Below are 26,663 nucleotides of genomic sequence, written 5' to 3'. Positions count from 1 at the left end.
GAGAAGGGTTATCAAGAGGGAAAAGAACTTAGATCAGCTTCCAGCCGATGCTCTCGCCGGCACGCAGCGGCACCAGTTCCTGGTCGCCGTAAGGCAGGCTGGCGGGCACGGTCCAGCTCTCCTTCACCAGCGTGATGGTGTCGGCGTTGCGCGGCAGGCCGTAGAACGCCGGGCCGTGGAAGCTGGCGAAACCCTCCAGCTGGTCCAGCGCATCGGCGGCCTCGAACGCCTCGGCGTAGAGTTCGATGGCGGCGTTGGCGGTGTACATGCCGGCGCAGCCGCAGCTGCTCTCCTTGGTGTGGCGGGCGTGCGGCGCACTGTCGGTGCCGAGGAAGAACTTGGCGCTGCCCGAGGTGGCGGCCTTCACCAGCGCCTGGCGATGCAGTTCGCGCTTCAGTACCGGCAGGCAGTAGTGATGCGGACGGATGCCGCCAACGAAGAGGGCGTTGCGGTTCATCAGCAGGTGATGCGCGGTGATGGTGGCGGCGACATTGGCCGGCGCGGCGGCGACGTACTCGGCGGCGTCCTTGGTGGTGATGTGCTCAAACACCACCTTCAGCTGCGGCAGGCGCGCCAGCAGCGGCTGGAACACGCGCTCGATGAACACCGCCTCGCGGTCGAACACGTCCACCGCCGGGTCGGTGACTTCGCCGTGCACCAAGAGCGGCAGGCCGATCTCGGCCATCGCCTCGAGCGCCGGCATGGCCTTGTCGATGCTGGTGACGCCGGCGTCGGAGTTGGTGGTGGCGCCGGCCGGGTACAGCTTGACGCCGTGCACGAAGCCGCTGGCCTTGGCCTTGCGCACTTCCTCGGCCGAGGTGTTGTCGGTCAGGTACAGCGTCATCAGCGGCTCGAAGGCGCTGCCGGCGGGACGCGCGGCGAGCACGCGCTCGCGGTAGGCGGCGGCGGCCTCCACCGTGGTCACCGGCGGCTTGAGGTTGGGCATGATGATGGCGCGGCCCATCTGGCGACAGGTATCGGGCAGCACCGCCGCCAGCGCGACGTCGTCGCGTACGTGCAGGTGCCAGTCATCGGGGCGGGTCAGGGTCAGCTTCACGGGCAGGTCTTTCTCGGTCGGGTCCGGCCTTCTCTGGCGCCGGACGCGGGGGGTTCAGGGTAGCGACGGGGCGTCAGGGCAGAACCCCTGCGCCCGGCACGCTCACTTGCGGCGGATCACCATGCGGAACTTGCCTTCCGCCGTGGTTTCCGAAGCCAGCAGCGCGTTGCCGGTCTGGCGACAGAACGCCTCGAAGTCCTTGGGCGCCCCGGGATCGGTGGCGATCACTTCCAGCACCGTGCCGCTGTCCATCTCGGCCAGGGCTTTCTTCGAGCGCAGGATGGGGAGCGGACAATTCAGTCCGGAAAGGTCGATCAGTCTGTCTGGCTGCATAGCGGCTTCTCCGCGCCATTCACGTTACAATAATCCGCTTATTTTACGCCGTGTTGGGCACGGCCCCAAGCCTGGTTCCGCCGGACCCAGCGCTTCGGCACCGTGCCCGCCGCTACGGATTCCCGCCATGTGCCTGATCGCCTTCGCCTACAAGACCCCCGCCCTCGGCCCGCTGGTGCTGCTCGCCAACCGTGACGAATACTACGCGCGCCCGTCGGCGCCGCTCGACTGGTGGGCGCCGGAACACCCGGACACGCTGGGCGGACGCGATCTGCAGGCGGGCGGCAGCTGGCTGGCGCTCGACAAGCGCGGCCGCTTCGCCGCCATCACCAATATCCGCGAGGGCCTGGCGCGCCGCGGCGAGCGCACGCGCGGCGAACTGGTGGCACGCTTCGTCACCGGCGAGGACAGCGCGCTGGCGTTCGCCGCCTGGCTCAAGGCCGAGCACGGCCGCTACGCCCCGTTCAACCTGCTGTTCGGCCAACTCGACGACCTCTACCACTTCCACAGCCGCGGCGCACGCCTCACCCGTCTCACCCCCGGCATCCACACCCTGTCCAACGCCACGCTGGACACGCCCTGGCCCAAGGCGCAAAGGTTGGCCGAAGCCCTGCGCGGCCTGCCCCGCCCGCCCTCCGAGGCCGAGGCCTTCCGCTGGCTGGCCGACGACCACATGCCGCCGGTGGAGCAGCTGCCCAACAGCGGGGTCGGGCTGGCCATGGAAAAGCGGCTCGCCCCGATCTTCATTAATGACCGCGACTACGGCACGCGCAGCTCCATGCTGTTGACCGTGGCCGGGCGCGGCGATGTACACTTTTCGGAATTGACCTGGAGCATGGCCGGCCGCGAGGCCGGACGCCGGCACTACAGCCTGCGCCCGCTCCAGTCCCCCAGGAGACCCCTTTGAAACGACTGATCACGTTGCTGGCGCTGAGCGCCGGCACGCTTGCCGCCGGCGCCAGCGCGGGAGAAATCAAGCGCCCGAACACGAACTACGCCCTGGACGACCTGCCGGCATGGGAAGAAGGCGCGTACGCCCTGCCCGCCTACCCGGTCGACGCCGACTGGGTAGGCTTCTTCGTGCACCATACGCTGCAAAACCAGTACTTCATCGATGCCAAGAGCGTCAACGTGGCGGATGAGCAACTGGTGCGCTACGTCGTCAAGGTGGTAAGCCCGTCCGGTGCGGTCAACCTCAGCGCGGAAGGCCTGCAGTGCCGGCAGAAGCAGATTCGCAGCTACGCCTTCGGCGACACCGTGAACCGGCGCTGGATCGAATCGATGAAACCCGCATGGCGCAACATCGAATACGACGATCTGCTGCATCGCCGCCTGCGCGAAAACCTGTGTCAGGACAACTGGGCGCCCAAAACGGCCGAGGAAGCGGTGGTGCTGATGCGCAAGGCGCCGTGGCGCTGAGCCGGCCGGCCACATGACAGCACGCTGAAAAACCGGCAGCATGGCGGGATCGTTGTTTCCCCCGTGCTGCCCCGATGCCTCCCTCGCTGATCGGCCTGATCCAGGTCCTGCTTTCCGCCGTCGCCTTCGGCACCATGGCCATCCTGGCCCGTTTCGCCTACGCCGACGGTACCTCCACCACCACCCTGCTGCTGCTGCGCTTCGTCATCGCCGGCCTGGTGCTGCTGCCCTGGGTGGCGCTGCAACGCCTGCCTTGGCCGACCGGCCGTCCGCTGCTGGCGCTGATCGTGATGGGCGCGGTGGGCTACGCCGGCATGTCGGCGTGCTACTTCAACGCGCTCAACCATGCCTCGGCCGGCACCGTGGCGCTGCTGCTCTACCTCTACCCGGTACTGGTGCTGCTGCTGTCGATGCTGCTGGGCGAGCGCCTCACCACCCTGCGCCTGATCGCCCTGCTGCTGGCGCTGTCCGGCCTCGCGGTGACCATCGGCCTGGAGTTCTCGGCGCGCCCGCTCGGGCTGGTGCTGGGCGTGGGGGCGGCGCTGATCTATTCGTGCTACATCCTGATCGGCAGCCGCTTCACCGCCGGCACCCACCCGCTCGCCGCGACCTGCGTGGTGATCCTGTCCGCCGCCGCCAGCTATGCGCTGCAGAGCACCTGGCAGGGCTGGGGGCCGCCGCACTCGGCGCGCGGCTGGCTGGCGATCGGGATGATGGCGCTGATCTGCACCGTGGCGGCGGTGGCCTTGTTTCTCAACGGACTGGAAAAAATCGGCGCGACGCGCGCCTCGCTGGTCTCCACGGTGGAGCCGGTCGTCACCCTGTTGCTGGCCTGGGGGCTGCTGGGCGAGCCGATCGGGCTGTCGCAGGCGCTGGGCGGGCTGCTGATCCTGGGCGCGGTGCTGCTGGTCAGCCGCGAGGCCGACCCCAAGCGCACCGAACTGACCGAACTGCACGACTGAGGCGGCCCCCGCCCGCCTGCCGCGGCAGCCGGGCGGCAGGCCTGCTCATGGCTGGGAACAGGCCCGCCCGGGGTAACCCGGCAAGCCGGCGGCGTCCGACTGGCACGCCAGTCGGCTGGCTTCGCGCAGGCGCTGCGCCAGCGTGGCGCGCGTCACCGGCGCCCAGTGCAGCCGCTCGCCGAGGTAACGCGCCCAGGCGAACTCGACGAAATAGACTTCGTCGCGCTTGTCGAACAGCCCGGCACGCTGGGCAAACCCCGCCAGCGAACGGTAGGGATAATCGGGCAGGTCCTGGATGCGACGCGGCAGCGTCTCGGGGAGCACCGGCCTCCCCTGCTGGTCGGCCAGCCAGGCCCAGTGATGCGCCTGCATCTCGGGCCAGAACGTCGCCGGGTTCTCTAAGCGCCCCTCGATCACCACCGGCACCTCGCGCTGGCCCAGCGTCCACAGCTCGCGCGTCAGGTGATGGCCGTCCACCAGGTAATAGCCGGCATCCGGCCCGATCACCACCGGAATGCGCTTCTTGAGCATGTACTTGTGCAGCTTGGCGCGCGGCTTCTTGCCGAGATGGGCCAGGTCCTGCTCCACCTGCAGCAGGCCGATGCCGGGCTGGGTCGGGTGCAGCGCGGCGATCGCCAGCTGGCACACCGTGCCTACCGGCGTGTCGGGGGTACAGGCGTCTTCCGCCGCGGCCAGCGGTGCCGCGACCAGCAGCGCCAGCCACAGCAACAGAATCTTCAGCCGCATCTCACGCCTTCCAGTGACCCGACTTGCCGCCCTCTTTTTCCAGCAGGCGCACGCCGGTGATTTCCATGCCGCGGTCCACCGCCTTGCACATGTCGTAAATGGTCAGGAGGCCGACGTTGACCGCGGTCAGCGCCTCCATCTCGACGCCGGTGCGGCCGACGGTTTCGGCGGTCACCTCGAGGCGCACCGCCGACTCCGCGTCGAGCAGGGTGAACTCGGTGCCGACCCGGGTCAGCGCGATGGGATGGCACAGCGGAATCAGGTCGGCGGTGCGCTTGGACGCCATGATGGCGGCGATACGGGCGATGCCCAGCACGTCGCCCTTCTGGTGGCCGCCGTCGCGGATCAGCGCGAAGGTGGCGGGCAGCATGCGAATCACGCCCTCGGCCACGGCACGACGGCGGCTCTCGCTCTTGGCGCCGACGTCCACCATATGGGCCTGGCCCTGGGAGTCGAAATGGGTCAGTTCGGACACGGGGGTCTCCTGGGAATGGAAAGGGCTGGCCAGCGCGCGGCCAGGTTGGCCGAAGGCTTGGCGCAGCCGGTTAGAACCTGTTTACGATCTGCTGCGCGTCGGCGATACGACGTTAAAAACGTCTTCGGAAGGCTCATTGACCACGGGTAAACGCCGCTTCCTCAGCCGTTTTTGCCTTGTCTCGCGCTAGCTCGCGAGATCGTAAACAGGCTCTTGGAGCCGAGAGTGTGGCGCTAGCGCAAGAAACGCGCAATCAGCCAGAAGAAGGTGATCGCCCCCGCCAACAGGCCGGACCAGCGGATCAGCCGGCCGGCGCGGTGCAGGTAGTCGCGGTTGCGCGTCAGCGCGTAGCTGATCAATGCCCAGCCCAGCACCAGGATGGCGCCGTACAGCCACAAGCGCAGCACCCACAGCATCAGCCGCGCCCGCTCCGCAAGGCCGGGGCCGCCATCACACCACCTCGGGCAGGCGGTGGAAGCTCGACGGCACCTCGGCGGGGTCGCTGAAGCTGACGTACTCCCAGGCGCCGGGGGTGGCGAGCAGGCTACGCAGCAGCTGGTTGTTGAGGGCGTGGCCGGACTTGCGCCCGGAGAACGCCGCAATCAGCGGATGACCGACGATGTAGAGGTCGCCGATGGCGTCGAGAATCTTGTGGCGCACGAACTCGTCCGGGAAGCGCAGGCCCTCCGGGTTCAGTACGTATTCGTCGTCGATGACGATGGCGTTGTCGAGGCTGCCGCCCAGGCCCAGGCCGTGCTGGCGCATGTACTCGACCTCGTGCATGAAGCCGAAGGTGCGGGCACGGCTGATTTCGTCGATGTAGGAGCGCCGGGAAAAATCGATCTCCACCGTCTGCGGCGCGCGGTTGAACGCCGGATGGTTGAACTCGATGGCGAGCTCGACCTTGAAGCCGTCGTACGGCTCGAGGCGCACCCACTTGTCGCCGTCGCGCACTTCGACCGGCTTCAGCACCCGGATGAAGCGCTTGGGCACCGCCTGCTCGACGATGCCGGCGGACTGCAAGAGGTAGATGAAGGGGGCCGCGGAGCCGTCCATGATGGGCATTTCCGCAGCGGTCACCTCCACCACCAGGTTGTCGATGCCGAGCCCGGCAAAGGCCGACATCAGGTGTTCGATGGTGCCGACACGCACGCCGGTCGGGGTGACCAGCGTAGAGGAGAGGCGCGTGTCGTTCACCAGCGAGGGATCCACCTTCACGTCTTCCGACCCGGGCAAGTCGGTGCGACGGAATACGATCCCGCTGTCGGGCGCGGCAGGCAGCAGGCTGAGCTTCACCCGCTCGCCGGAATGCAAACCGACGCCCGTGGCGCTAATCGCTTGTCGTAGCGTGCGCTGCAATATCATCAGTGACTTCCTACCTGCTATCCGGACGCAAGCATTCTAGCACAGCGAAAAGCTGAGCTTTATTGATTACCCGGACCACATCGATAGCTTATGACAATCAGTCGGCCTGCTTGCGCAGGAAGGCCGGGATGTCATACGACTCGCTCACTTCCGGGTTGGAGAAGTCGGTCGAGGTCGGCGTGCGACGGCCGCGCTGGCGCATGATGGCCGGGGTATCGAAGTCGTCGTAGTTCAGCGAGTCGCCGACGCGGTCGTCGGTGCCGGTCTTGACGATCTTGATGTACTCCGGACGCTCCTCGCGCGGGGCGGCCTTCTTGGCGCTGCCCAGGCCGGTCGCGATCAGGGTCACGCGGATGGTGTCTTCCGGCATGTCTTCCACTTCGGCGGTACCGAACTTGATCTGCGCCTCGTCGTCGGCGTAATGACGCACGATGCCCATGATCTCGCGGTATTCGCTCATCTTCAGGCAGCCCGGGGCGGTGGAGATGTTCACCAGCACGCCGCGCGCACCTTCCAGCGTGATGTTGTCGAGCAGCGGGCTGGCCACGGCCTGTTCCGCGGCGACGCGGGCACGGTCGATGCCGGAGGCGTAAGCGGAGCCCATCATCGCCAGGCCCATCTCGCCCATTACAGTACGCACGTCGGCGAAGTCGACGTTGATCAGGCCCGGGCAGGTGATCACTTCGGCGATGCCGGCCACGGCACCCTTGAGCACGTCGTCGGCGGCGCGGAACGCTTCGCGCATGGTGACGTCTTCGCCCAGCACTTCCATCAGCTTCTCGTTGGGGATGACGATCAGCGAGTCGACGTGCTTCTTCAGGTCCTCGATGCCGTTCTGCGCCACTTTCTGACGCTTGCCCTCGTGGTCGAACGGACGCGTCACCACGCCCACGGTGAGGATGCCCAGCTCGCGCGCCACTTCGGCCACCACCGGTGCCGCGCCGGTGCCGGTGCCGCCGCCCATGCCGGCGGTGACGAACACCATGTTGGACCCACGCAGCATCTCGGCGATGCGCTCGCGGTCTTCCAGTGCGGCGCTGCGGCCCACTTCCGGATTGGCGCCAGCGCCCAGACCCTTGGTCAGGTTGTTGCCCAGCTGCAGCTTCTGCGAAGCGCGGTTGCGCTTGAGCGCCTGCGCGTCGGTGTTGGCGCAGATGAACTCGACGCCGCGCACGTTGTTGTCGATCATGTTGTCGATGGCGTTGCATCCGCCGCCGCCGACCCCGATGACTTTGATGACAGCCTCTTGGGCGGTCTCCTGCATTACTTCGAATACCATCGTGCTCATTTCCCTCTCCTCAATAAAGATGAGCTAACCCAAACGATTTACTGCTTGCCCGTACTGCACCGGCCCGCCCCGCCACGCGCCGACCCGCAGTCGGCACACGTGGCCAGGCCCTTAGAAGTTGCCGGCAAACCATGCCTTCATGCGCGAGATCATCTGACCCAGCCCGGCGGACTCGGTCTTGCTTCCCACGTAACTGCTGTGAATCTGCTCCTTGCCGTGCAGCAGCAGGCCGACCCCGGTGGAGAAGCGCGGCGTCTTCACCACCTCGGCCAGGCCGCCGACGTACTTCGGCACGCCGATGCGCACCGGCAGGTGGAATACCTCTTCGGCCAACTCGACCATGCCCGGCATCAGGCTGGCGCCGCCGGTCAGCACCATGCCGGACGACAGCATTTCCTCGAAACCGCTGCGGCGCAGTTCCTGCTGCACCAATTGAAAGAGTTCCTCGACGCGCGGCTCAATCACTTCGGCCAGGGTCGAGCGCGACATCTGGCGCGGTCCGCGCTCGCCCACTCCCGGCACCTCGATCATCTGGCCCGGATCGGCCAGGCTGACCAGCGCCACGCCGTGCTGGATCTTGATGTCCTCGGCCTCCTTGGTCGGGGTGCGCAAGGCCATGGCGATGTCGTTGGTGATCTGGTCGCCAGCGATCGGGATCACCGCGGTGTGCCGGATGGCGCCGTTGGCGTACACCGCGATGTCGGTGGTGCCGCCGCCGATGTCGATCAGGCACACACCCAGGTCCTTCTCGTCCTCGGACAGCACCGCCAGCGCCGAGGCCATCGGCTGCAGCACCAGGTCGGAGGTTTCCAGGCCGCAGCGCCGCACGCACTTGGTGACGTTCTGCGCCGCCGACACCGCGCCGGTGACGATGTGCACCTTGGCTTCCAGGCGCACGCCGCTCATGCCCAAGGGCTCGCGCACGCCTTCCTGGCCGTCGATGCTGTATTCCTGGGTCAGGATGTGCAGCACCTGATGGTCCGGCGGGATGGTCACCGCGCGTGCGGTTTCGATCACGCGGTCGATGTCCATCTGCATCACCTCGCGGTCCTTGATCGCCACCATGCCGTGCGAGTTGACGCTCTTGATGTGGCTGCCGGCGATGCCGGTAAACACCTCGTGGATCTTGCAGTCGGCCATCAGCTCGGCCTCTTCCAGCGCGCGCTGGATGGCCTGCACGGTGGATTCGATGTTGACCACCATGCCGCGCTTCAGACCGCGCGACGGCGTCTGCCCCATGCCGATGATGTTGAGCTGTCCGTCCTCAAGGACTTCCGCGACGATCGCCACGATCTTCGACGTGCCGATGTCGAGGCCAACCAGCATGTTCTTGCTTTCTTTCGGTTTGCTCACCTGTCGCTCCAACTGCTATTGCTTCTGTCCGTGAGCCGGCGGTGCCTTGTAATCGGGCATCCGCACGGCGAATCCATTGGGATAACGCATGTCCACGCTCTCGATGTGGTACGGCAGCGCGGCCAGCGTTCCCTTCCAGTGGGTGGCGAACAGGCCGGCGCGCTTTTCCACGTCGCCGCGTCCCAGTTCCACCTGCACCCCGTTATCCAACTCCACCCGCCATGCCCGGCGCGGCGACAGCCACAGCCGCTGCGGCTTGAGGCCGGCCGGCTGCAACACCGGCTTGAGCGCCGCCAGCATGGCGACCATGTCCTTCTGCGCCCCGGCGGGGCCGTACAACACCGGCAACGGCTGGTCGCTGGCGGCGTCGAACCACTCGCCGCGGCTGTTCACCAGGCCGTTCTCGCCCCAGCGCGCGATCGCCACATGTTCCTCGACCTCGATCTGCAGCGTGTCCGGCCACTGCCGCCGCACCTGCGCCTCGCGCACCCACGGCAGCTTGCCGAAGGCGGCACGGGTCTTGTCGATGTTCAGTGTGAAGAACGTGCCCAGCAACTCGTGCTCGGCGATATAACGCAACTGCTCCGGCGTCACCCTCTTCATCTGGCCCTGGATCTGGATCTTCTTCACCGGAAACACCGGTGAATGGGTGAGCCAGAATCCGGCGGCGTACAGCACCATCATCACCGAGCTCCCCAGCAGCAGATTCGCCAGGGTCCTGAGTGCCCGGTGGTTATCCCACATGGGCCATGTCCAGAATTGCCAGACACAGCTCCTCGTAACTCAAGCCTTCCACCCGCGCCGCCATCGGCACCAGGCTGTGGCTGGTCATGCCGGGCGAGGTGTTCACCTCGAGCAGGTAGATGCCGCCCGCCTCGTCCATCAGGAAATCCACCCGGCCCCAGCCGCGCCCGCCCAGCACCTTGAACGCGGTCAGCGCCAGTTCGCGCGCGCGCAGCTCCACCTCCGCACTCAGGCCGGACGGGCAGCGGTACACCGTGTCGTCGCGGAAATACTTGGCCTGGTAGTCGTAGAACTCGGTAGCCGGTTCGATCTTGATGGTCGGCAGCGCCTTGTCGCCGATGATGGCGCAGGTGTACTCGCCGCCGCCGACGAAGGCCTCGGCGATCACCAGCTTGTCGTAGCGGCGCGCCTCTTCGTAGGCGGCACGCAATTCGCCCGGATGCTTCACCTTGGTGACGCCGATGCTGGAACCCTCGGTGGCCGGCTTGACGAACAGCGGCAGGCCGAGCTGGGCTTCCACCGCGGCGAAATTGCTGTCGTCGGCGAGCAGCACGAAGGCCGGAATCGGCAGCCCGGCACCCTGCCACAGCAGCTTGGTGCGCCACTTGTCCATGCCGATGGCCGACGCCATCACGCCACAGCCGGTGTACGGCATGCCCATGGTCTCGAGCGCGCCCTGCAGCGTGCCGTCCTCGCCGAACGGGCCATGCAGCGCGATGAACACGCGCTCGAATCCCTCGTCCTTCAGCGCGGCGAGCGGCTTCTCGGCCGGGTCGAAGGCGTGCGCGTCCACGCCCTGGCTCTGCAGCGCCTTGAGCACCCCGCCGCCGCTCATCAGCGACACCTCGCGCTCGGCCGAGGTGCCACCCATCATCACTGCCACTTTTCCGTACTGCTTCATCGTCTATCCTTCTGCGCCCGCTGCTCGGCGGGCATCTTTATACCTTGGTCCGATCAAGCCTGAGCCGCGAGCTTGCCCGGTACCGCGCCGATCGAGCCGGCTCCCATGGTGATCACCACGTCGCCGTCTTGCACCGTGTCGAGGATGACCTGCGGCAGGTCGGCGATGGCCTCGATGAACAAGGGCTCGACCTTGCCGGTGACGCGCACGGCACGGGCCAGCGCGCGGCCGTCGGCGGCGACGATGGGGGTCTCGCCGGCGGCATAGACCTCCGACAGCAGCAGCACGTCCACCGTCGACAGCACCTTGACGAAATCCTCGAACAGGTCGCGGGTGCGGGTGTAACGGTGCGGCTGGAACGCCAGCACCAGGCGCTGGGCCGGGAAGGCGCCGCGCACCGCCGCCAGCGTGGCGGCCATTTCCACCGGGTGGTGGCCATAGTCGTCGACCAGGGTGAAGTGGCCGCCGGACGGACAGGCCACCTCGCCGTAGCGCTGGAAGCGCCGGCCGACGCCGGCGAATTCAGCCAGCCCCTGCTGGATCGATGCCACGTCGGCGCCGCATTCCAGGCCGATGGCGATGGCCGACAGCGCGTTCAGCACGTTGTGCCGCCCCGGCAGGTTGAGCACCACCGGGAAATGCAGCTGATTGCCGTTCCTGGCCACCACGTCGAAGTGCATCTGGCCGCCCACGGCGCGCACGTTGGCGGCCTGCACGTCGGCATCGTCGGAGAACCCGTAGGTGGTCACCGGCTTGGTGACGCGCGGCAGGATCTCGCGCACGTTGGCGTCGTCGAGGCACAGCACGGCGCGGCCATAAAACGGCAGGCGGTGCAGGAAGTCGACGAAGGCCTGCTTCAGCTTGTCGAAGCTGTGCTCGTAGGTGTCCATGTGGTCGGCGTCGATGTTGGTCACCACCGCCATCACCGGGGCCAGGTGCAGGAACGAGGCGTCCGACTCGTCGGCCTCGGCCACCAGAAATTCGCCCGAGCCCAGCTTGGCGTTGGTACCGGCGGCGGTCAGCTTGCCGCCGATGACGAAGGTCGGGTCGAGCCCGGCCGCCGCCAGCACCGAGGCGGTGAGGCTGGTGGTGGTGGTCTTGCCGTGGGTGCCGGCGATGGCGATGCCCTGCTTGAAGCGCATCAGCTCGGCCAGCATCATGGCGCGCGGAATCACCGGGATATGGCGTGCCTTGGCTTCGACCACTTCCGGGTTGTCGGCCTTGACCGCGGTCGAGGTCACCACCACGTCGGCGCCCTGCATGTAGGCGGCGTCATGGCCGAAATGCACCACGGCGCCCTGCGCCACCAGGCGCTTGGTGGCGGCGCTCTCCGCCATGTCGGAGCCGGACACGGTGTAGCCGAGGTTCAGCAGCACCTCGGCGATGCCGCACATGCCGACACCACCGATGCCGACGAAATGAATGTGTTTGACTCTGTGTTTCATTGCTGCTCGCTTGTCAGGGCCGCTTTCACCAGAAAACGGCCGGTCATTCTTGTACCAGGGCTTCGCACACGTCGGCGACGCGCTGTGCCGCATCGACGATGGCCAGTTGGCGCGCCTTCCTGGCCATCGCCAGACAGTCCTCGCGCGTCAGTTGCGTCAACAGTTCCGCCAGGCCGGCGACGCTGAGTTCGCTTTGCGGCAGCAGCCGCGCCGCGCCCGCGTCGGCCAGGTAACGCGCATTGCCGGTCTGGTGGTCGTCCACCGCGTGCGGATACGGCACCAGCACGCTGCCCACCCCGACCGCGGCCAGCTCGGCCACGGTCAGCGCGCCGGCACGGCAGATCACCAGGTCGGCGGCGGCGTACTCGGCCGCCATGTCGTCGATGAAGGCGCGGCAATCGGCGCTCACCCCGGCCTTGGCATAGTTGTCCTTCAGCGCCTCGATCTGCTTGGCGCCGGCCTGGTGCACCACCTGCGGCCGCCGTTCGGCCGGGATCAGCGCCAGCGCCTGCGGCAGGGTGTCGTTGAACACCTTGGCGCCGAGGCTGCCGCCGACCACCAGCACGCGCAGCGGACCGCTGCGGCCGGCAAAGCGTGGCTCCGGCGCCGGCACCTTGGCGATCTCGGCTCGCACCGGGTTGCCGACCAGCCCGTCCGGCCCGGGAAACGCGCCGGGGAAGGCGAACAAGGTACGGTTGGCGATGCGCGCCAGCAGTTTGTTGGTCAGGCCGGCCACCGAGTTCTGCTCGTGGATCACCAGCGGCTTCCACAGGAAGCGGCTCATCAGCCCGCCGGGGAAGCCGGTGTAGCCGCCGAAGCCCACCGCGATGTCCGGCCGGCGGCGGAAGATCACCGCCAGCGTCTTGGCCAGCGCCGCCGTCAACGTGAACGGCAGCAGCAGCCAGCGCTTGAGGCCGTTGCCGCGCACGCCGCCAATCTTCACCGTCTCGATGGCGAAGCCGTGCTGCGGCACCAGGCGGCTTTCCATGCCGCCGCTGGCGCCGAGCCAGAACACCGTCCAGCCGCGCGCCTGCAGTTCGTGCGCCACGGCCAAGCCCGGGAAGATATGCCCCCCGGTGCCGCCGGCCATCACCATTACCGTTCGCTTCGTCATCGTCTTTCTTGTTTCCGGCCGGCCTTCGGCCAACCTTTCGTCATTTCGTCATGCAGGCAGGACTAACCTTCTAGCCCCACCTAATCCGGCGGTTTTAGCTGTGCCCCTTACGGGGCTCCGCAGAAACAGGCGAACACGGTGCTTCGTACCTGGCCACGCCTCTGGCGTGGCTTCATGAAGGACTAAACCTTATAGCCCCTCATGATTCGCCTGTTTTCCCAATCCACGCGCAGCAGGATCGCCAGTGCCGCCATGTTGAGCAGCATCGCCGAACCGCCGAACGACATCAGCGGCAGGGTCAGGCCCTTGGTCGGCAACAGCCCCATGTTCACGCCGATGTTGAAAAAGGTCTGGATGCCGAGCCAGATGCCGATGCCCTGCGCCACCAGCGCCTGGTAATAGCGCTCCAGCTTCTTCGACTCCACGCCGATGTGGAAAGCGCGCCGCACGATCCAGGCGTAGAGCCCGAGCACCACCAGCAGGCCGGCAAAACCGAATTCCTCGGCGATCACCGCCATGATGAAGTCGGTATGCGCCTCGGGCAGGTAGAACAGCTTCTCCACGCTGCCGCCCAGCCCCACCCCGAACCATTCGCCGCGGCCGAAGGCGATCAGCGAGTGCGACAACTGGTAGCCCTTGCCGTAGGGATCGTCCCACGGGTCGAGAAAACCCAGCACGCGCTTGAGCCGGTACGGCGAGGTGATGATCAGCGTCGCCACCGCCACCACCGCCATGGCGGCCAGGCCGGTGAAGATGCGCATATTGATGCCGCCCAGGAACAACAGCCCCATGGCGATGCTCATCACCACCATCAGCGCGCCGAAGTCCGGCTCGCGCAACAGCAGGAAGGCCACCACCACCATGGCGCCGAACACCGGGGCGAAGCCTTCCTTCAGGCTGTGCAGCTTGTGCGACTTGCGCACCGTGTAGTCGGCCACGTACAGCACGGTGGCGAGCTTCATCACCTCGGACGGCTGCAGATTGATGACGAACAGCCCGATCCAGCGCCGCGCCCCGTTCACCACGCGGCCGATGCCGGGAATCAGCACCAGCACCAGCAGCACCACGCCGATGATGAACACCTTGCCGGCGTACTTCTGCCAGAACGCGGTCGGGAACTGGAACACCGCGTAGGCGCCGGTCAGCCCGATGCCCATGAAGATCATGTGGCGGATCAGGTAGAAATAGCGGTTCTGCGTCGCCGCATCCGCCTCGGCGTAGGCGATCGACGCCGAGTACACCATCACCAGGCTGATCGACAGCAGCAACGCGATCGCCCACCCCAACGCCTCGTCGAACGGCGTGATGGGGGCGTAACGGCGGGCGCTGTTGCCGATCATGCGGCGTTCCCCGCTTGCAGCGCGCGCACGCCGTCGATGAACACCTGGGCGCGGTGGGCGTAGTTCTTGAACATGTCGAGGCTGGCGCAGGCCGGCGACAGCAGCACCACGTCACCGGCTTCGGCCAACCTGGCGGCTTCGCGCGTGGCCTCTTCCAGCGTGGCGCAGTCGACTATCGGCAGCGGCAGCCCTTCCAGCACGGCGCGAATCTTGCCGGCGTCACGGCCGATCAGCAGCACGGCGCGGGCGATGCGCGCGCACGCCGGCTTCAGCGGCGAAAAATCCTGGCCCTTGCCGTCGCCGCCGGCGATCAGCACCACCGGCCGGGTCATGCCGTTGAGCGCGGCCTCGGTGGCGCCGACGTTGGTGCCCTTGGAGTCATCGATGTAGCGCACGCCGTGCACCTCGGCGACAAACTCGACGCGGTGCGCCAGGCCCGTGAACGTCTTGAGTCCCTCCAGCAGCGCCGCGCGCGGCAGGCCGATGGCCTCGGTGAGCGCCAGCGCGGCGAGCGCGTTGGCAGCGTTGTGCAGGCCCTGCAGGCTCATCTCGGCGCAGTCGAACACCGCCTCGCCGGCGACGGTCAGCCAGTAACGCCCGGCGTCCTGGCGCAGCGCGTAGTCGGCCGTCTCTTTCAGCGAGAACCAGCGTTGGGCATGGCCGGGACGCACCATGGCGCGCACCAGCGCGTCGTCGCGGTTCAGCACCTGCACGCCGCGGCCGTTGAACACCGCGGTCTTGCTATGGGCGTAGTCGAGCAGGTCGGCGTAGCGGTCGAGGTGGTCCTCGGAGATGTTGAGCACGGTGGCGGCGTCGGCATTCAGGCTGGTGGTGGTTTCCAGCTGGAAACTCGACAGTTCCAGCACCCACACGTCCGGGCGCTTGCCGCTGGCCTCGCGCTCGCCCAGGGCATCCAGCACCGGCAGGCCGATGTTGCCGGCCAGCACGGTGTCGAGCCCGGCCTGACGGCACAGGTGGCCGACCAGGCTGGTGACGGTGCTCTTGCCGTTGGAACCGGTGATGGCGATGACCTTGCTGCCCGAGCCGGCGATGGCGCGCGCGAACAGTTCCACGTCCCCCACCACCTCGCCACCGGCACGGCGGAACGCGGCGATCGCCGGGGTAGCCACCGCCACGCCTGGGCTCACCACCAGCATCTCGGCGCCGGCAAACGTCGTCGCGTCGAAGGCGCCGGTCTTCAGCGCCACGCCGGGCAGGCTTTCGGCCAGGGTCGCGGCGTTGGGCGGGTTGTCACGGCTGTCGGCTACGGTGACCGTCGCGCCGTGCGCGGCAAGCCAGCGCGCGGCGGACAACCCGGTGTCTCCGAGCCCGACGACGACGATGTGACGGTTGGCGAAGCGCATCTTCGGTCCTCAGCGCAGTTTCAGGGTGGTCAGGCCGGCCAGCACCAGCATCATGGTGATTATCCAGAAACGCACCACCACCTGCGTTTCCTTCCAGCCCTTGAGCTCGTAGTGGTGATGCAGCGGCGCCATGCGAAACACGCGCTTGCCGGTGAGCTTGAACGAGGCCACCTGGATCATCACCGACAGCGCCTCCATCACGAACAGGCCGCCCATGATGAACAGCACGATTTCCTGGCGTACGATCACCGCCACGGTGCCGAGCGCCGCGCCCAGCGCCAGGGCGCCGACGTCGCCCATGAACACCTGCGCCGGGTAGGCGTTGAACCACAGGAATCCGAGGCAGGCACCGCAGATGGCGGCGCAGAACACCACCACTTCGTGCGCGCCGGGGATGTGCGGCAGGCCGAGGTAGCGCGCGAACACGATGTTGCCGGCGACGTAGGCGAAGATCGCCAGGGCGCCGGAGACCAGCACCGTCGGCAGCGCCGCCAGGCCGTCCAGGCCGTCGGTGAGGTTGACCGCGTTGGAGGTGCCGACGATGACGAAATAGGTCAGGATGCAAAAACCGATCGCCCCCAGCGGATAGACCACGTTCTTGAAGAACGGCACGATGAATTCAGTCGACGCCGGCAGCTTGGCGGTGGTGATCAGGAACACCCCGGCACCGATGGCGATGGCAGACTGCCAGAACATCTTGGCGCGCGCCGAAATGCCTTTCGGGTCGCGGTACACCACCTTGCGCCAGTCGTCGTAGAAACCGATGGCGCCGGTGCCGAACAGCACCGCCAGCAGCAGCCAGACGTATTTGTTGGTCCAGTCCGCCCACAGCAGCGTGGTGACGCCGATCGCCAGCAGGATCAGCGTGCCGCCCATAGTCGGGGTGCCGGTCTTGACCAGATGGCTCTGCGGGCCGTCGGAACGCACCGCCTGCCCCACTTTCAATTCGGTCAGGCGCCGGATCACCCACGGCCCCATCAGCAGCGAGATGCCGAGCGAGGTCAGCGCCGCCATCACCGCGCGCAGGGTGACGTAGTTGAGGACGGAAAACGCCCGGACGTAATCTTTCAGCCAATCGGCCAGCCAAAGCAGCACGGCTACACTCCCTTAATGTTCTTGTCGTTGCCCGGTCAGATGCTCGACCACCCGCTCCATGCGCATGAAACGCGACCCCTTTACGAGCACGGTGGCATCTGCCGGCAGATGGCTGTCGAGATAGGAGAGCAGCGCATCCAGCGTATCAAAATGGTTTGCCGTGGCGCCGAAGGCGGCGGCGGCGTGACGGCTCAAATCGCCCAGCGTCAGCAGGGCGTCGAGCCCGCGTTCCCGGGCGTAGGCGCCGACCTCGGCGTGCAGTGCGGCGGCGTTCTCGCCCAATTCGCCGATGTCGCCCATCACGAACCAGCGCGGCGCCAGCGCCTGCAGCAGCACGTCGATGCCCGCCTTCATCGAGTCCGGGTTGGCGTTGTAGGTGTCGTCGATCAGCGTCGCGCCGTTGCCGGCGTGTTTGCGCTGCAGCCGGCCCCTGACCCCGGCGAAGCCGGCCAGACCGGCGGCGATGGCCGCCAGCGGCACCTCCAGCGCCAGCGCGGCGGCGGCGGCGGCGAGCGCGTTGCGCACGTTGTGTTCCCCCGGCGCCGGCAGCGCGACCGCCACGTCTCCCTGCGGCGAGCACAGGACGAAATGGGCAGCGGTATCGGACAGCGTCACGTCGCGAGCGTTCACATCGGCCTCGCCCAAACCGAAACTGAGCAGGCGACGGCCGGCGGCGGCGGCGCGGAAGATGGCGGCGTGGGGATCGTCGGCATTGATCACCGCCACGCCGTCTTCGGCCAACCCTTCGAAGATTTCGCTCTTGGCACGGGCGATGTCGGCCGTGCCGGAGAAGCCGCCGCCCAGGTGGGCGCGCAGCGCGTTGTTGACCAGCGCCACGCGCGGCCGGGCCAGCCCGGTCAGATAGCGGATTTCGCCGAAATGGTTCATGCCCATCTCGATCACCGCGTAGCGATGACCGGCATTCAGGCCGAGCAGCGTCAGCGGCAGACCGATGTCGTTGTTGAAGTTGCCGGCGGTGGCGAGCACCGTGTCGCGCCCGGCATGGGCAGCGAGGATCGCCGTCAGCATCTCCTTGACCGTGGTCTTGCCGTTGGAACCGGTGATGCCGACCAGCGGCAGCTCGAAACGGGCGCGCCAGCCGGCGGCAAGCCGGCCCAGCGCCAGCCGGGTGTCGTCCACCTGGACCAGCGCCACGCCGGGCAGCGCGAAGTCCTGGCGCACCAGGGCCCCGGCCGCGCCCTGCGCCAGCACGTCGGCGACGAAATCGTGCGCATCGAAATGCTCGCCCTTGAGCGCCACGAACAGATCGCCCGGCCCGGCGGCACGGCTGTCCGTGACCACCCGGGTCACCTCGGCATCGGCACCGGCCAGGCGGCCGCCGGCCAGTTGCGCCACGTCAGACAGCATCAGCATCGTGCACCTCGCTCCAGGCCGTGAGCGCCTCTTCGGCGATGCGGAAGTCGGAGAACGGCTGCTTCACGCCGCGGATGTCCTGGTATTCCTCGTGCCCCTTGCCGGCCACCAGCACGATGTCGCCGGCGCGGGCCGCGGCGATCGCCCAGCGGATGGCGGCGGCACGGTCGGCCTCGACGTGGCCGGTCTCACCCATGCCGGCACGGATGTCGGCGATGATGGCCTGCGGCTCTTCGCTGCGCGGGTTGTCGCTGGTCACCACCGCGACGTCGGCGATGCGGGTGGCGATAGCTCCCATCATCGGGCGCTTGCCCTTGTCGCGGTCGCCACCGCAGCCGAACACGCAGTAGAGCCGGTTGCCGGCGGGGCGGATTTCGGCCAGCGTGGCCAGCGCCTTCTCCAGCGCGTCCGGGGTGTGGGCGTAGTCGATCACCACCAGCGGCTCGTGGCCGCCGCCCAGGCGCTGCATGCGCCCGCGCGCCGGCTGGATGCGCGACAACACCGCCGCCGCGTCCTTCAGCGCCACGCCGTTGACGCACAGCGTGGCGAGGCAGGCGAGCAGGTTGGCGGCGTTGAAACGGCCCAAGAGCGGGCTGCGCAGCTCGACCTCGCCCCACGGCGTGGTCACCGTCATCTGCAGGCCATCGAGGGTGGCGGAGAGGTTCTGCGCGCGCACGTCACCCTGCTCCAGCCCGTAAGTCACCGTCTGGGTGCGCTGGCGATCGATACCGGCGGCCAGTTCGCGGCCGAAGGCGTCGTCGGCGTTGATGATGGCATGGCGCAGCCCTTCCCAATGGAACAGCCGCGCCTTGGAGGCGCCGTACTCTTCCATCGAGCCGTGATAGTCGAGGTGGTCGCGCGTCAGGTTGGTGAACACCGCGGTGGCGAAGCTGACGCCGTTGACGCGGAACTGGTCGAGACCGTGCGAGGACACTTCCATGGTCACCACGTCGGCGCCCTGGCGCTTGTACTCGGCCAGCTTCTGCTGCACCGTCACCGGGTCCGGCGTGGTATGGGTGGTCTCGGTCAGGGCGCCGTAGAAACCGTTGCCGACGGTGCCGATCAGCGCCGCCTTGTGCGCCAGCAGCGAGAACGCCTGCGCCAGCCAGTGCGAGATCGAGGTCTTGCCGTTGGTGCCGGTGATGCCGATCACCGTCATGGCGCGGCTCGGCTCGCCATAGGCGTGGCTGGCGACGATGCCGGCGCGCGCGCGCAGCTGCGGCACCGCCAGGTTGGGAACGTTCCAGGCCGGGTTCCAGTTAAAGCCGTCGGCCGGGTCCCACAGCACGCAGGCGGCACCGTTGGCGAGCGCCATCGGAATGAACTGGCGGCCATCGGCGTACTCGCCGCGGCACGCCAGGAACACGTCGCCCGGCAGCACGCGGCGGCTGTCCGTCTCGACACGCTTGAGCGGCAGCCCCAGGGTATCGAGCTCGGCCGGATCCCAGTCCGGCAGCGGGGTCAACAGACTCTTCATGTATCTTCTCGTATCTCCGGTACCTGATTGACCGGAAGCAATGAATTGTTGGAGGGAGCGTCGGGCTCGACCCCCATGATGCGCAACGCCCCGGCCATGGTGTTGGAGAAGGCCGGACCGGCCACCGAGCCACCGTAGTAACTGCCGGCGCCGGGTTCGTCGATCATCACCGCCACGATCAGGCGCGGATTGGTCGCCGGCGCGAAGCCGATGAACAGGCCGCGGTGCTTGTCGGCCTGGTAGCCGCCGTTGACCAGCTTGCGCGCGGTACCGCTCTTGCCGCCGACGTTGTAGCCCAGCACCTGGGCCCGCGTCCCGGTACCCCCGGCCTGGGTCACCGTCATCAGCATTTCGCGCATCTGGCGCGCCGCGTCCGGGGAAATGATCGGCTTGGCCGGCAACGGCGAGCTCAGCCGGGTCAGCGACACCGGCAGCAAGGAGCCGTTGTTGGTGAAGATGGTGTAGGCACGCGCCAGCTGCAGCAGGCTCACCGACACACCGTAGCCGAACGACATGGTGGCCTGCTCGATCGGGCGCCAGCTCTGCCAGTGGCGCAGGCGGCCGGCGATTTCACCCGGGAAACCGGCGTGCACGCTGCGGCCGAAACCGACCTCGTCGTAGAACGTCCACATCTGCTCCGGCGAGAACAGCAGCGCCACCTTGGAGGCACCGACGTTGGACGACTTCTGGATCACCTCGGTCAGCGTCATCGCCGGCTTCGGGTGCGAGTCGCGTACCCGCGCCGGGCCGATCGAGTACGGGTTGGTGTCGAACACCATGTTCGGATTGACCTTGCCGGCGTTGAGCGCCATCGCGATCGGGAACGGCTTCATGGTCGAACCCGGTTCGAACATGTCGATCACGGCGCGGTTGCGGCGGCGTTCAGGGTCCAGCTCCTTGCGGCTGTTGGGGTTGAACGACGGCACGTTGGCCAGCGCCAGCAGCTCGCCGCTCTTGCCATCCAAGACCACGATGCTGCCAGCCTTGGCCTTATTGACCTCCACGGCCGCCGCCAGTTCGCGGTAGGCCAGATACTGGATGCGCTGGTCGATCGCGAGATTCAGCGTCTGGCCGTCTTTCGGGTATTCGATGGCCGCCACGTCTTCGATGATGTGGCCGCGCCGGTCCTTCAGCACCACGCGCCGGCCGTTCTTGCCGGCCAGCATCTTCTCGCGCGCCAGTTCCAGGCCTTCCTGGCCGCGGCCATCGACGCCGGTGAAGCCGATCAGCTGCGCCATGCTTTCGCCGGCCGGGTAGAAACGGCGGAATTCCTGCTGTTTGGCGATGCCGGGAATGCCCAGCGCCATCACCTTGTCGGCCAGCTCCGGACTGATCTGGCGCTTGAGGTAGACGAATTCGCGCTTGCGATCGGACAGCTTGGCATCCAGTTCGGCCGGGCCGAGCTCCAGCAGCCGCGCCAGTTCGCGCAGCTTGGCCGGCGGCACCGGCTCCATGCTGGCGGGACTGGCCCAGATGGTCTGCACCGGCGAGCTGATCGCCAGCGGCTCGCCGTTGCGATCGGTGATCACGCCACGGTTGGCCTCCAGCACCAGGGCGCGGCGGAACCGGGCCTCGCCCTGATTCTGCAGGAAATCCTGCTGCGCCACCTGCAGGTAGAGGGCGCGCCCGATCAGGGCCAGGAACAACAGCGCCAGAGCCAGCAGCACCAAACGCACACGCCCTGGCGTCATGCGCAGGGCGGGGCTGGCTTTGGGGGAACGCGTATTCATTGAGTAGACGCGCATCAGGTCCCTCCCGAGGGGGCGACTACCTGGACCTGGCGTTGCTCGGGCGTTTTCATGCCGAGCCGCAAGGCGGCGGTCTTTTCAATCAGCGCATGCGCGCCCCAGGTGCTCTGCTCCAGCAGCAGCTGGCCGTACTCGACCTGCAGCTGCTGGGCCGACTTCTGCTCGCGTTCCAGATTGCTGTAGAGCTGGCGCGACACGTGCTGCGAGGTCACCACGGACCACGCGCACAGCACCAGGAGGGCCAGCAAAATGGCATTGAGCTTGTTCACACCGCCTCCTCGCGCCAGGCACCGGCGGTGCGCTCGGCGATGCGCATGATGGCACTGCGCGAACGCGGGTTGCCATTCACCTCGTCGTCACTGGCGCGCACCGGCTTGCCGACGGTGCGTAGCGGCGGCTCGGGCAGGTCGGCGCTGCGCACCATGACCCAGGAGGGCAGCTTGGCGTCGCTGCTGGCATCGCGCATGAAGTTCTTGACGATGCGGTCTTCCAGCGAATGGAAGCTGATCACGGCCAGGCGGCCGCCTTCGGCCAACCTTTGCGCCGCTTGCGGCAGCACGGCTTTCAGCTCTTCCAGTTCACGGTTGATGTAGATGCGGATGGCCTGGAACGTGCGCGTCGCGGGGTCTTGACCCGGTTCGCGAGTACGGACGTTCTGCCCAACGAGCTGGGCGAGCTGACGCGTGGTTTCGAGGGGAGCGAGCTCCCGTTGCGCAACAATGGCTGCTGCGATCTTGCGAGCAAACCGCTCTTCACCATAAGTCTTGATGACCTCCCTGATGTCTTCTTCGGCGGCCGTGGCCAGCCATTCCGCCGCGGTCAGGCCGCGGCTGGTATCCATGCGCATGTCGAGCGGCGCGTCGAAACGGAAGCTGAAGCCGCGCCGGGCGTCGTCGATCTGCGGCGACGACACGCCCAGATCCATCAGCACACCGTCGACGCGAGCGATGCCGAGCCGGTCGAGCTCGCGCGCGAGTGTTTCGAAACCTTCGTGCACCAGCGTGAAACGCGGGTCTTCCGCGGCCAGACGCTCACCGGCGGCAATCGCCTCGGGATCCTTGTCGAAGGCGACCAGCCTGCCGGCCGGCCCCAGTTGCGACAGGATGAGGCGGCTGTGCCCACCGCGGCCGAAGGTGCAGTCGACGTACACGCCGTCCGGACGAACGGCGAGCGCGGCTACAGCTTCGCTGAGCAGCACCGTAAGGTGCGAAAAAACGGGGGCACTCACAACGTGAAATCTCCGAGATGCTGAGACAGTTCGGCGGGGTCGATATCCAGGGCGTCGCTGGTCTGGTCATCCCAGTCGGCGGCATCCCACAGTTCGAAACGGTTGCCCATGCCCACCAGCGCGACGTCCTTGTCGAGGTTGACCAGACCGCGCAGGCGCGGCGACAGCAGAATGCGGCCGGCACTGTCCATGTCGAGCAGTTCGGCATGGCCCAGCACCAGCTTCTGGTAGCGTTTGAGCATGGGATTGCCGGAGGGCAGCGCCAGGAGCCGGGCCTCGACCGGGCGCCAATTGGGCTCGGGGTAGAGCAGCAGGTGGTCGCGCGCCTCCAGCGTCACCACCAGCTTGGAGCCGAACGTGGACAGCAGCGTCTCGCGGTGCCGGGCCGGAATGGCCAGACGCCCCTTGCTATCGAGAGACACGACGTTGACGCCACCAATCATGATTCGGACATTAAGCCTCTGGTTTGGAGATCACACCCCACTTTTACCCACTTCACCCCACTTTTCGCCACTATAAGAAAGAAGCGTCATAGGGTCAACCTGAGCCGGAACACAACCTCCTTTTAAGACAAGGGCTTAGAAAGACCACGCCAAGATTAGTCCTATTAAATCAGCAGCTTAAAAAAAGCGTTGAAAGTAGGCTGTGAAAAGGGGGAATACAACAGCGCAGAACGGCCAAAAAAATACAGGCGACATGCCGTGGCATGCCGCCTGTCGCCGGGTCGGGGCCCGGCCTCTGCCGCACCGGCCGTCAGGCCAGTTTATGCTTGAGGATTTCCTGCACCTGGGCCGGGTTGGCCTTGCCCTTGGAGGCCTTCATCACCTGGCCCGCCAGCGCGTTGAGCGCCTTTTCCTTGCCGGCGCGGAACTCTTCCACCGCCTTGGGGTTGGCGGCGATGGCCTCGTCGACCATCTTCTCGATGGCGCCGACGTCGGACACCTGCTTCAGGCCGTCGCGCTCGATGATGGCGTCGGCGGACAGTTCGCTGTCCCACATCGCCTCGAACACCTGCTTGGCGAGCTTGGACGACAGCGTGCCGTCGGCGATGCGCGCGATCAGCCCGGATAGACGCGCCGCGTCGATCGGGCAGTCGCCGATCTCCTTGCCGTCGCGGTTCAAGCGCGCGGCGATCTCGCCGTTGACCCAGTTGGCGGCGAGTTTGCCCTGGCCGGAAACCTTGGCCACGGTCTCGAAGTACGCCGCCAGGGCGCGCGAGCCGGTCAGAAGGCCGGCATCGTAGCCGGATACGCCGAACTCGGCGACGAAACGGGCCTGCATCGCGCCCGGCAGCTCGGGCATCTCGGCGCGGATGGCCTCGATCTGGGCGCTGTCGATGCACACCGGCAACAGGTCCGGATCGGGGAAGTAGCGGTAGTCGTGCGCATCTTCCTTGCTGCGCATCATGCGCGTCTCGCCGCTGTCCGGGTCGAACAGCACGGTGGCCTGCTGCACCTTGCCGCCATCTTCCAGCGTGTCGATCTGCCACTGGATCTCGTACTTGGCGGCCTGCTCGAGGAAGCGGAACGAGTTGAGGTTCTTGATCTCGCGGCGGGTGCCGAATTCCTTCTGACCCTCCGGGCGCACCGACACGTTGACGTCCATGCGGAAGCTGCCTTCCTGCATGTTGCCGTCACAGATGCCCAACCAGGTCACCAGCGTGTACAGCGCCTTTACGTAGGCCAGCGCCTCATCCACCGAGCGCATGTCGGGCTCGGACACCACCTCCAAGAGCGGCGTGCCGGCGCGGTTGAGGTCGATGCCCGACAGGCCCTGGAAGTCTTCGTGCAGGCTCTTGCCGGCATCCTCTTCCATGTGGGCGCGCGTGACGCCGATCACCTTCTCCTCTTCGCCGACCAGGATCTTGAGCTTGCCGTGCTCGACGATCGGCAGCTCCATCTGGCTGATCTGGTAGCCCTTGGGGAGGTCGGGATAGAAGTAGTTCTTGCGCGCGAACACGTTCTTCTGGTTGATCGTGGCGTCGAGCGCCAGACCGAGGCGGATGGCCTTATCCACTACCGCGCGGTTCAACACCGGCAGCACGCCAGGGAAGGCCAGCTCGACTGCCGAGGCCTGGGTGTTGGGTGCGGCGCCGAAGGCGGTGGAGGCGCCGGAGAAAATTTTCGATGCGGTATTGAGCTGCACGTGCACCTCAATGCCGATCACGACTTCCCATTTCATGGTCGGAAAATCCTTCTACATGAAAGAACGGAGCAAAGCACCGCCCTTCGAAAACGTAAACTTCCCGCCTGCGTGCGAACGGCCCGAAGACAAGGCGGGCGCGCAGACAGTACGTACTGGTACAGCCGGCGCGCCCAACGCCGTATTCGGGTTGTGCCGCCGCAGGCTTACAGGGCCGGCGCCTTCTGGTGCCAGTCGGTGGCCTGCTGGAACTGGTGCGCCACGTTCAGCATCTTGGCTTCGCCGAAATAGTTGCCGATGATCTGCAGCCCCACCGGGCGGCCGTTGGCGGCGAAGCCCGCCGGCACGCTCATGCCGGGCAGGCCGGCCAGGTTGACCGACAGCGTGTAGATGTCCGACAGGTACATCTGCACCGGATCGTCCGACTTCTCGCCGATATTGAACGCCGCGGTCGGCGCCACCGGCCCGAGGATCACGTCGCACTGTTCGAACGCGGCCTTGAAGTCGTTGGCGATGAGGCGGCGGATCTTCTGGGCCTTGAGGTAGTAGGCGTCGTAGTAGCCGTGCGACAGCACGTAGGTGCCGACCATGATGCGGCGCTTGACCTCGGCGCCGAAGCCCTCGGCACGGGTCTTCTCGTACATGTCGACCAGGTCCTTGTACTCGGCGGCACGGTGGCCGTAGCGCACGCCGTCGTAGCGGCTGAGGTTGGTCGAGGCCTCGGCCGGGGCGATCACGTAGTAGGCCGGAATGGAGAGCTGGGTGTTGGGCAGGCTGATCTCGACCACCTCGGCGCCCAGCTTCTTCAGCTCGGCGATGGCGCCGTCGACCACGCCAGCGACGTCCGCGGACAGGCCCTCGGCGAAGTATTCGCGCGGCAGGCCGATCTTCAGGCCGCTCAGTGGTGCGTTCAGGTCACGGCTGTAGTCTTCCTTGGCGCGCTCGAGGCTGGTCGAATCGCGCTGATCGAAACCGGCCATGACGTTGAGCAGCAGCGCGCAGTCCTCGGCGGTCTGCGCCAGCGGGCCGCCCTGGTCGAGCGAGGAGGCGTAGGCCACCATGCCGTAGCGCGACACCACGCCGTAGGTCGGCTTGATGCCGGTCACGCCGCAATGCGAGGCCGGCTGGCGGATCGAACCGCCGGTATCGGTGCCGGTGGCGATCGGGGCGAGGCGCGCCGCCACTGCCGCGGCAGAGCCGCCGGACGAGCCGCCGGGAATCGCCGCCAGGTCCCACGGATTCTTCACCGGGCCGTAGAAGCTGTTCTCGTTGGACGAGCCCATGGCGAACTCGTCCATATTGGTGCGGCCGAGCGTCACCAGGCCGGCGGCGCGGCACTGCTCGATGACGTGGGCGTCGTAGGGCGAGACGAAGTTGTCGAGCATCTTCGAGCCGCAGCTGGTCTTCCAGCCCTGCTGGCAGAAAATGTCCTTGTGCGCGATCGGCACACCGGTCAGCGGGCCGGCCTGGCCGGCGGCGCGCAGCGCGTCGGCGGCGCGCGCTTCGGCCAGGGTCTTGTCGCGGTCGACGCTGATGAAGGCGTTGAGCGTCGGGTTGAGCGCCGCGATGCGGTCGAGGTAGAGCCCCGCGAGTTCCTCGCTGGACACGGCTTTTGCCGCCAGTTGCTGCGACAGCGCCTTGAGGGTGGCGTTAATCATGGTGTCGTAAAATCTCGATAAGCTCGGCAGATTG

General features: G+C 67.0%; 26 protein-coding genes. 3 read left to right on the top strand and 23 right to left on the bottom strand.

What is annotated here, in order from left to right; genetic code table 11:
* Positions 1–28 precede the first annotated feature (28 nt).
* Positions 29–1,057, bottom strand: a complete 1,029-nt coding sequence (gene pyrC / locus FURADRAFT_RS13460) for a dihydroorotase (protein ID WP_008954717.1) — start codon at positions 1,055–1,057, stop codon at positions 29–31.
* Between the two features lie 102 nt (positions 1,058–1,159).
* Positions 1,160–1,390, bottom strand: a complete 231-nt coding sequence (locus FURADRAFT_RS13455; protein WP_008954716.1) for a sulfurtransferase TusA family protein — start codon at positions 1,388–1,390, stop codon at positions 1,160–1,162.
* Between the two features lie 127 nt (positions 1,391–1,517).
* On the opposite strand from FURADRAFT_RS13455, the gene FURADRAFT_RS13450 reads away from it, so the two are divergent.
* The 3 genes from FURADRAFT_RS13450 (at position 1,518) to FURADRAFT_RS13440 (ending at position 3,771) form a co-directional block, all read left to right on the top strand.
* A complete protein-coding gene (locus FURADRAFT_RS13450) occupies positions 1,518–2,297 on the top strand; it encodes an NRDE family protein (protein ID WP_008954715.1) in 780 nt (259 codons plus the stop codon).
* On the top strand, positions 2,294–2,809 hold the full coding sequence (locus FURADRAFT_RS13445) for a CNP1-like family protein (protein ID WP_008954714.1): 516 nt from the start codon (positions 2,294–2,296) through the stop codon (positions 2,807–2,809). Before FURADRAFT_RS13450 ends, FURADRAFT_RS13445 begins: the two co-directional genes overlap by 4 nt.
* A gap of 74 nt (positions 2,810–2,883) precedes the next feature.
* Positions 2,884–3,771: a DMT family transporter gene (locus tag FURADRAFT_RS13440; protein ID WP_008954713.1), complete on the top strand. Its 888-nt coding sequence runs from the start codon at positions 2,884–2,886 to the stop codon at positions 3,769–3,771.
* 45 nt (positions 3,772–3,816) lie between these two features.
* On the opposite strand, the gene FURADRAFT_RS13435 is transcribed toward FURADRAFT_RS13440, so the two are convergent.
* From FURADRAFT_RS13435 to gatA, 21 genes are all read right to left on the bottom strand, one after another.
* A complete protein-coding gene (locus FURADRAFT_RS13435) occupies positions 3,817–4,518 on the bottom strand; it encodes a ParB-like protein (protein ID WP_008954712.1) in 702 nt (233 codons plus the stop codon).
* A 1-nt stretch (position 4,519) separates the two neighbouring features.
* Positions 4,520–4,993 carry a cyclic pyranopterin monophosphate synthase MoaC gene (gene moaC, locus FURADRAFT_RS13430; protein WP_008954711.1) on the bottom strand — a complete coding sequence of 158 codons (474 nt, stop codon included), beginning with the start codon at positions 4,991–4,993 and terminating at the stop codon, positions 4,520–4,522.
* Positions 4,994–5,226: 233 nt separating this feature from the next.
* The gene (locus FURADRAFT_RS13425; RefSeq protein WP_008954710.1) at positions 5,227–5,409 is read right to left on the bottom strand and encodes a hypothetical protein; all 183 of its coding nucleotides are present in this window, start codon (positions 5,407–5,409) and stop codon (positions 5,227–5,229) included.
* Positions 5,410–5,443: 34 nt separating this feature from the next.
* Complete coding sequence (gene lpxC, locus FURADRAFT_RS13420) at positions 5,444–6,355, bottom strand: UDP-3-O-acyl-N-acetylglucosamine deacetylase (RefSeq protein ID WP_040652947.1); 912 nt, start codon at positions 6,353–6,355, stop codon at positions 5,444–5,446.
* 100 nt (positions 6,356–6,455) lie between these two features.
* Positions 6,456–7,646: a cell division protein FtsZ gene (ftsZ, locus tag FURADRAFT_RS13415; RefSeq protein WP_008954708.1), complete on the bottom strand. Its 1,191-nt coding sequence runs from the start codon at positions 7,644–7,646 to the stop codon at positions 6,456–6,458.
* Positions 7,647–7,757: 111 nt separating this feature from the next.
* Positions 7,758–8,972: a cell division protein FtsA gene (gene ftsA, locus FURADRAFT_RS13410; RefSeq protein WP_201441956.1), complete on the bottom strand. Its 1,215-nt coding sequence runs from the start codon at positions 8,970–8,972 to the stop codon at positions 7,758–7,760.
* 42 nt (positions 8,973–9,014) lie between these two features.
* Entirely contained in the window at positions 9,015–9,743 is a 729-nt protein-coding gene (locus FURADRAFT_RS13405) for a cell division protein FtsQ/DivIB (RefSeq protein ID WP_008954706.1), read from the bottom strand.
* Entirely contained in the window at positions 9,733–10,644 is a 912-nt protein-coding gene (locus FURADRAFT_RS13400) for a D-alanine--D-alanine ligase (protein ID WP_008954705.1), read from the bottom strand. The genes FURADRAFT_RS13405 and FURADRAFT_RS13400 overlap by 11 nt, the downstream gene beginning before the upstream one ends.
* A gap of 53 nt (positions 10,645–10,697) precedes the next feature.
* Positions 10,698–12,089: a UDP-N-acetylmuramate--L-alanine ligase gene (murC, locus tag FURADRAFT_RS13395; protein WP_008954704.1), complete on the bottom strand. Its 1,392-nt coding sequence runs from the start codon at positions 12,087–12,089 to the stop codon at positions 10,698–10,700.
* Between the two features lie 43 nt (positions 12,090–12,132).
* Positions 12,133–13,203, bottom strand: coding sequence for an undecaprenyldiphospho-muramoylpentapeptide beta-N-acetylglucosaminyltransferase (gene murG / locus FURADRAFT_RS13390; protein WP_236261589.1), 1,071 nt, complete (start codon positions 13,201–13,203; stop codon positions 12,133–12,135).
* Between the two features lie 182 nt (positions 13,204–13,385).
* Complete coding sequence (gene ftsW, locus FURADRAFT_RS13385) at positions 13,386–14,543, bottom strand: putative lipid II flippase FtsW (protein WP_008954702.1); 1,158 nt, start codon at positions 14,541–14,543, stop codon at positions 13,386–13,388.
* Positions 14,540–15,907, bottom strand: a complete 1,368-nt coding sequence (gene murD / locus FURADRAFT_RS13380) for a UDP-N-acetylmuramoyl-L-alanine--D-glutamate ligase (RefSeq protein WP_008954701.1) — start codon at positions 15,905–15,907, stop codon at positions 14,540–14,542. Before murD ends, ftsW begins: the two co-directional genes overlap by 4 nt.
* 9 nt (positions 15,908–15,916) lie before the next feature.
* Positions 15,917–17,002, bottom strand: a complete 1,086-nt coding sequence (gene mraY / locus FURADRAFT_RS13375; protein WP_008954700.1) for a phospho-N-acetylmuramoyl-pentapeptide-transferase — start codon at positions 17,000–17,002, stop codon at positions 15,917–15,919.
* Between the two features lie 12 nt (positions 17,003–17,014).
* Positions 17,015–18,376, bottom strand: a complete 1,362-nt coding sequence (locus FURADRAFT_RS13370; protein WP_008954699.1) for a UDP-N-acetylmuramoyl-tripeptide--D-alanyl-D-alanine ligase — start codon at positions 18,374–18,376, stop codon at positions 17,015–17,017.
* Positions 18,360–19,853, bottom strand: coding sequence for a UDP-N-acetylmuramoyl-L-alanyl-D-glutamate--2,6-diaminopimelate ligase (locus FURADRAFT_RS13365; protein WP_008954698.1), 1,494 nt, complete (start codon positions 19,851–19,853; stop codon positions 18,360–18,362). Before FURADRAFT_RS13365 ends, FURADRAFT_RS13370 begins: the two co-directional genes overlap by 17 nt.
* Positions 19,850–21,598 (bottom strand): peptidoglycan D,D-transpeptidase FtsI family protein, encoded by a 1,749-nt coding sequence (locus tag FURADRAFT_RS13360; protein WP_008954697.1) that lies wholly within the window; start codon positions 21,596–21,598, stop codon positions 19,850–19,852. Before FURADRAFT_RS13360 ends, FURADRAFT_RS13365 begins: the two co-directional genes overlap by 4 nt.
* Positions 21,598–21,870 carry a cell division protein FtsL gene (ftsL, locus tag FURADRAFT_RS13355; RefSeq protein WP_008954696.1) on the bottom strand — a complete coding sequence of 91 codons (273 nt, stop codon included), beginning with the start codon at positions 21,868–21,870 and terminating at the stop codon, positions 21,598–21,600. The genes FURADRAFT_RS13360 and ftsL overlap by 1 nt, the downstream gene beginning before the upstream one ends.
* Positions 21,867–22,829 (bottom strand): 16S rRNA (cytosine(1402)-N(4))-methyltransferase RsmH, encoded by a 963-nt coding sequence (gene rsmH / locus FURADRAFT_RS13350; protein ID WP_008954695.1) that lies wholly within the window; start codon positions 22,827–22,829, stop codon positions 21,867–21,869. Before rsmH ends, ftsL begins: the two co-directional genes overlap by 4 nt.
* Positions 22,826–23,272: a division/cell wall cluster transcriptional repressor MraZ gene (gene mraZ / locus FURADRAFT_RS13345; protein WP_008954694.1), complete on the bottom strand. Its 447-nt coding sequence runs from the start codon at positions 23,270–23,272 to the stop codon at positions 22,826–22,828. Before mraZ ends, rsmH begins: the two co-directional genes overlap by 4 nt.
* A 310-nt stretch (positions 23,273–23,582) precedes the next feature.
* Positions 23,583–25,010 carry an Asp-tRNA(Asn)/Glu-tRNA(Gln) amidotransferase subunit GatB gene (gene gatB / locus FURADRAFT_RS13340; protein ID WP_008954693.1) on the bottom strand — a complete coding sequence of 476 codons (1,428 nt, stop codon included), beginning with the start codon at positions 25,008–25,010 and terminating at the stop codon, positions 23,583–23,585.
* Positions 25,011–25,177: 167 nt separating this feature from the next.
* Positions 25,178–26,629 (bottom strand): Asp-tRNA(Asn)/Glu-tRNA(Gln) amidotransferase subunit GatA, encoded by a 1,452-nt coding sequence (gene gatA, locus FURADRAFT_RS13335; protein WP_008954692.1) that lies wholly within the window; start codon positions 26,627–26,629, stop codon positions 25,178–25,180.
* Positions 26,630–26,663 lie beyond the last annotated feature (34 nt).

It is taken from the genome of Pseudogulbenkiania ferrooxidans 2002 (genome assembly GCF_000174355.1).
Classification (GTDB): domain Bacteria; phylum Pseudomonadota; class Gammaproteobacteria; order Burkholderiales; family Chromobacteriaceae; genus Pseudogulbenkiania; species Pseudogulbenkiania ferrooxidans.
Note: the sequence above shows the minus strand (reverse complement) of the source record. Positions and strands in the feature narration are given on the sequence as shown.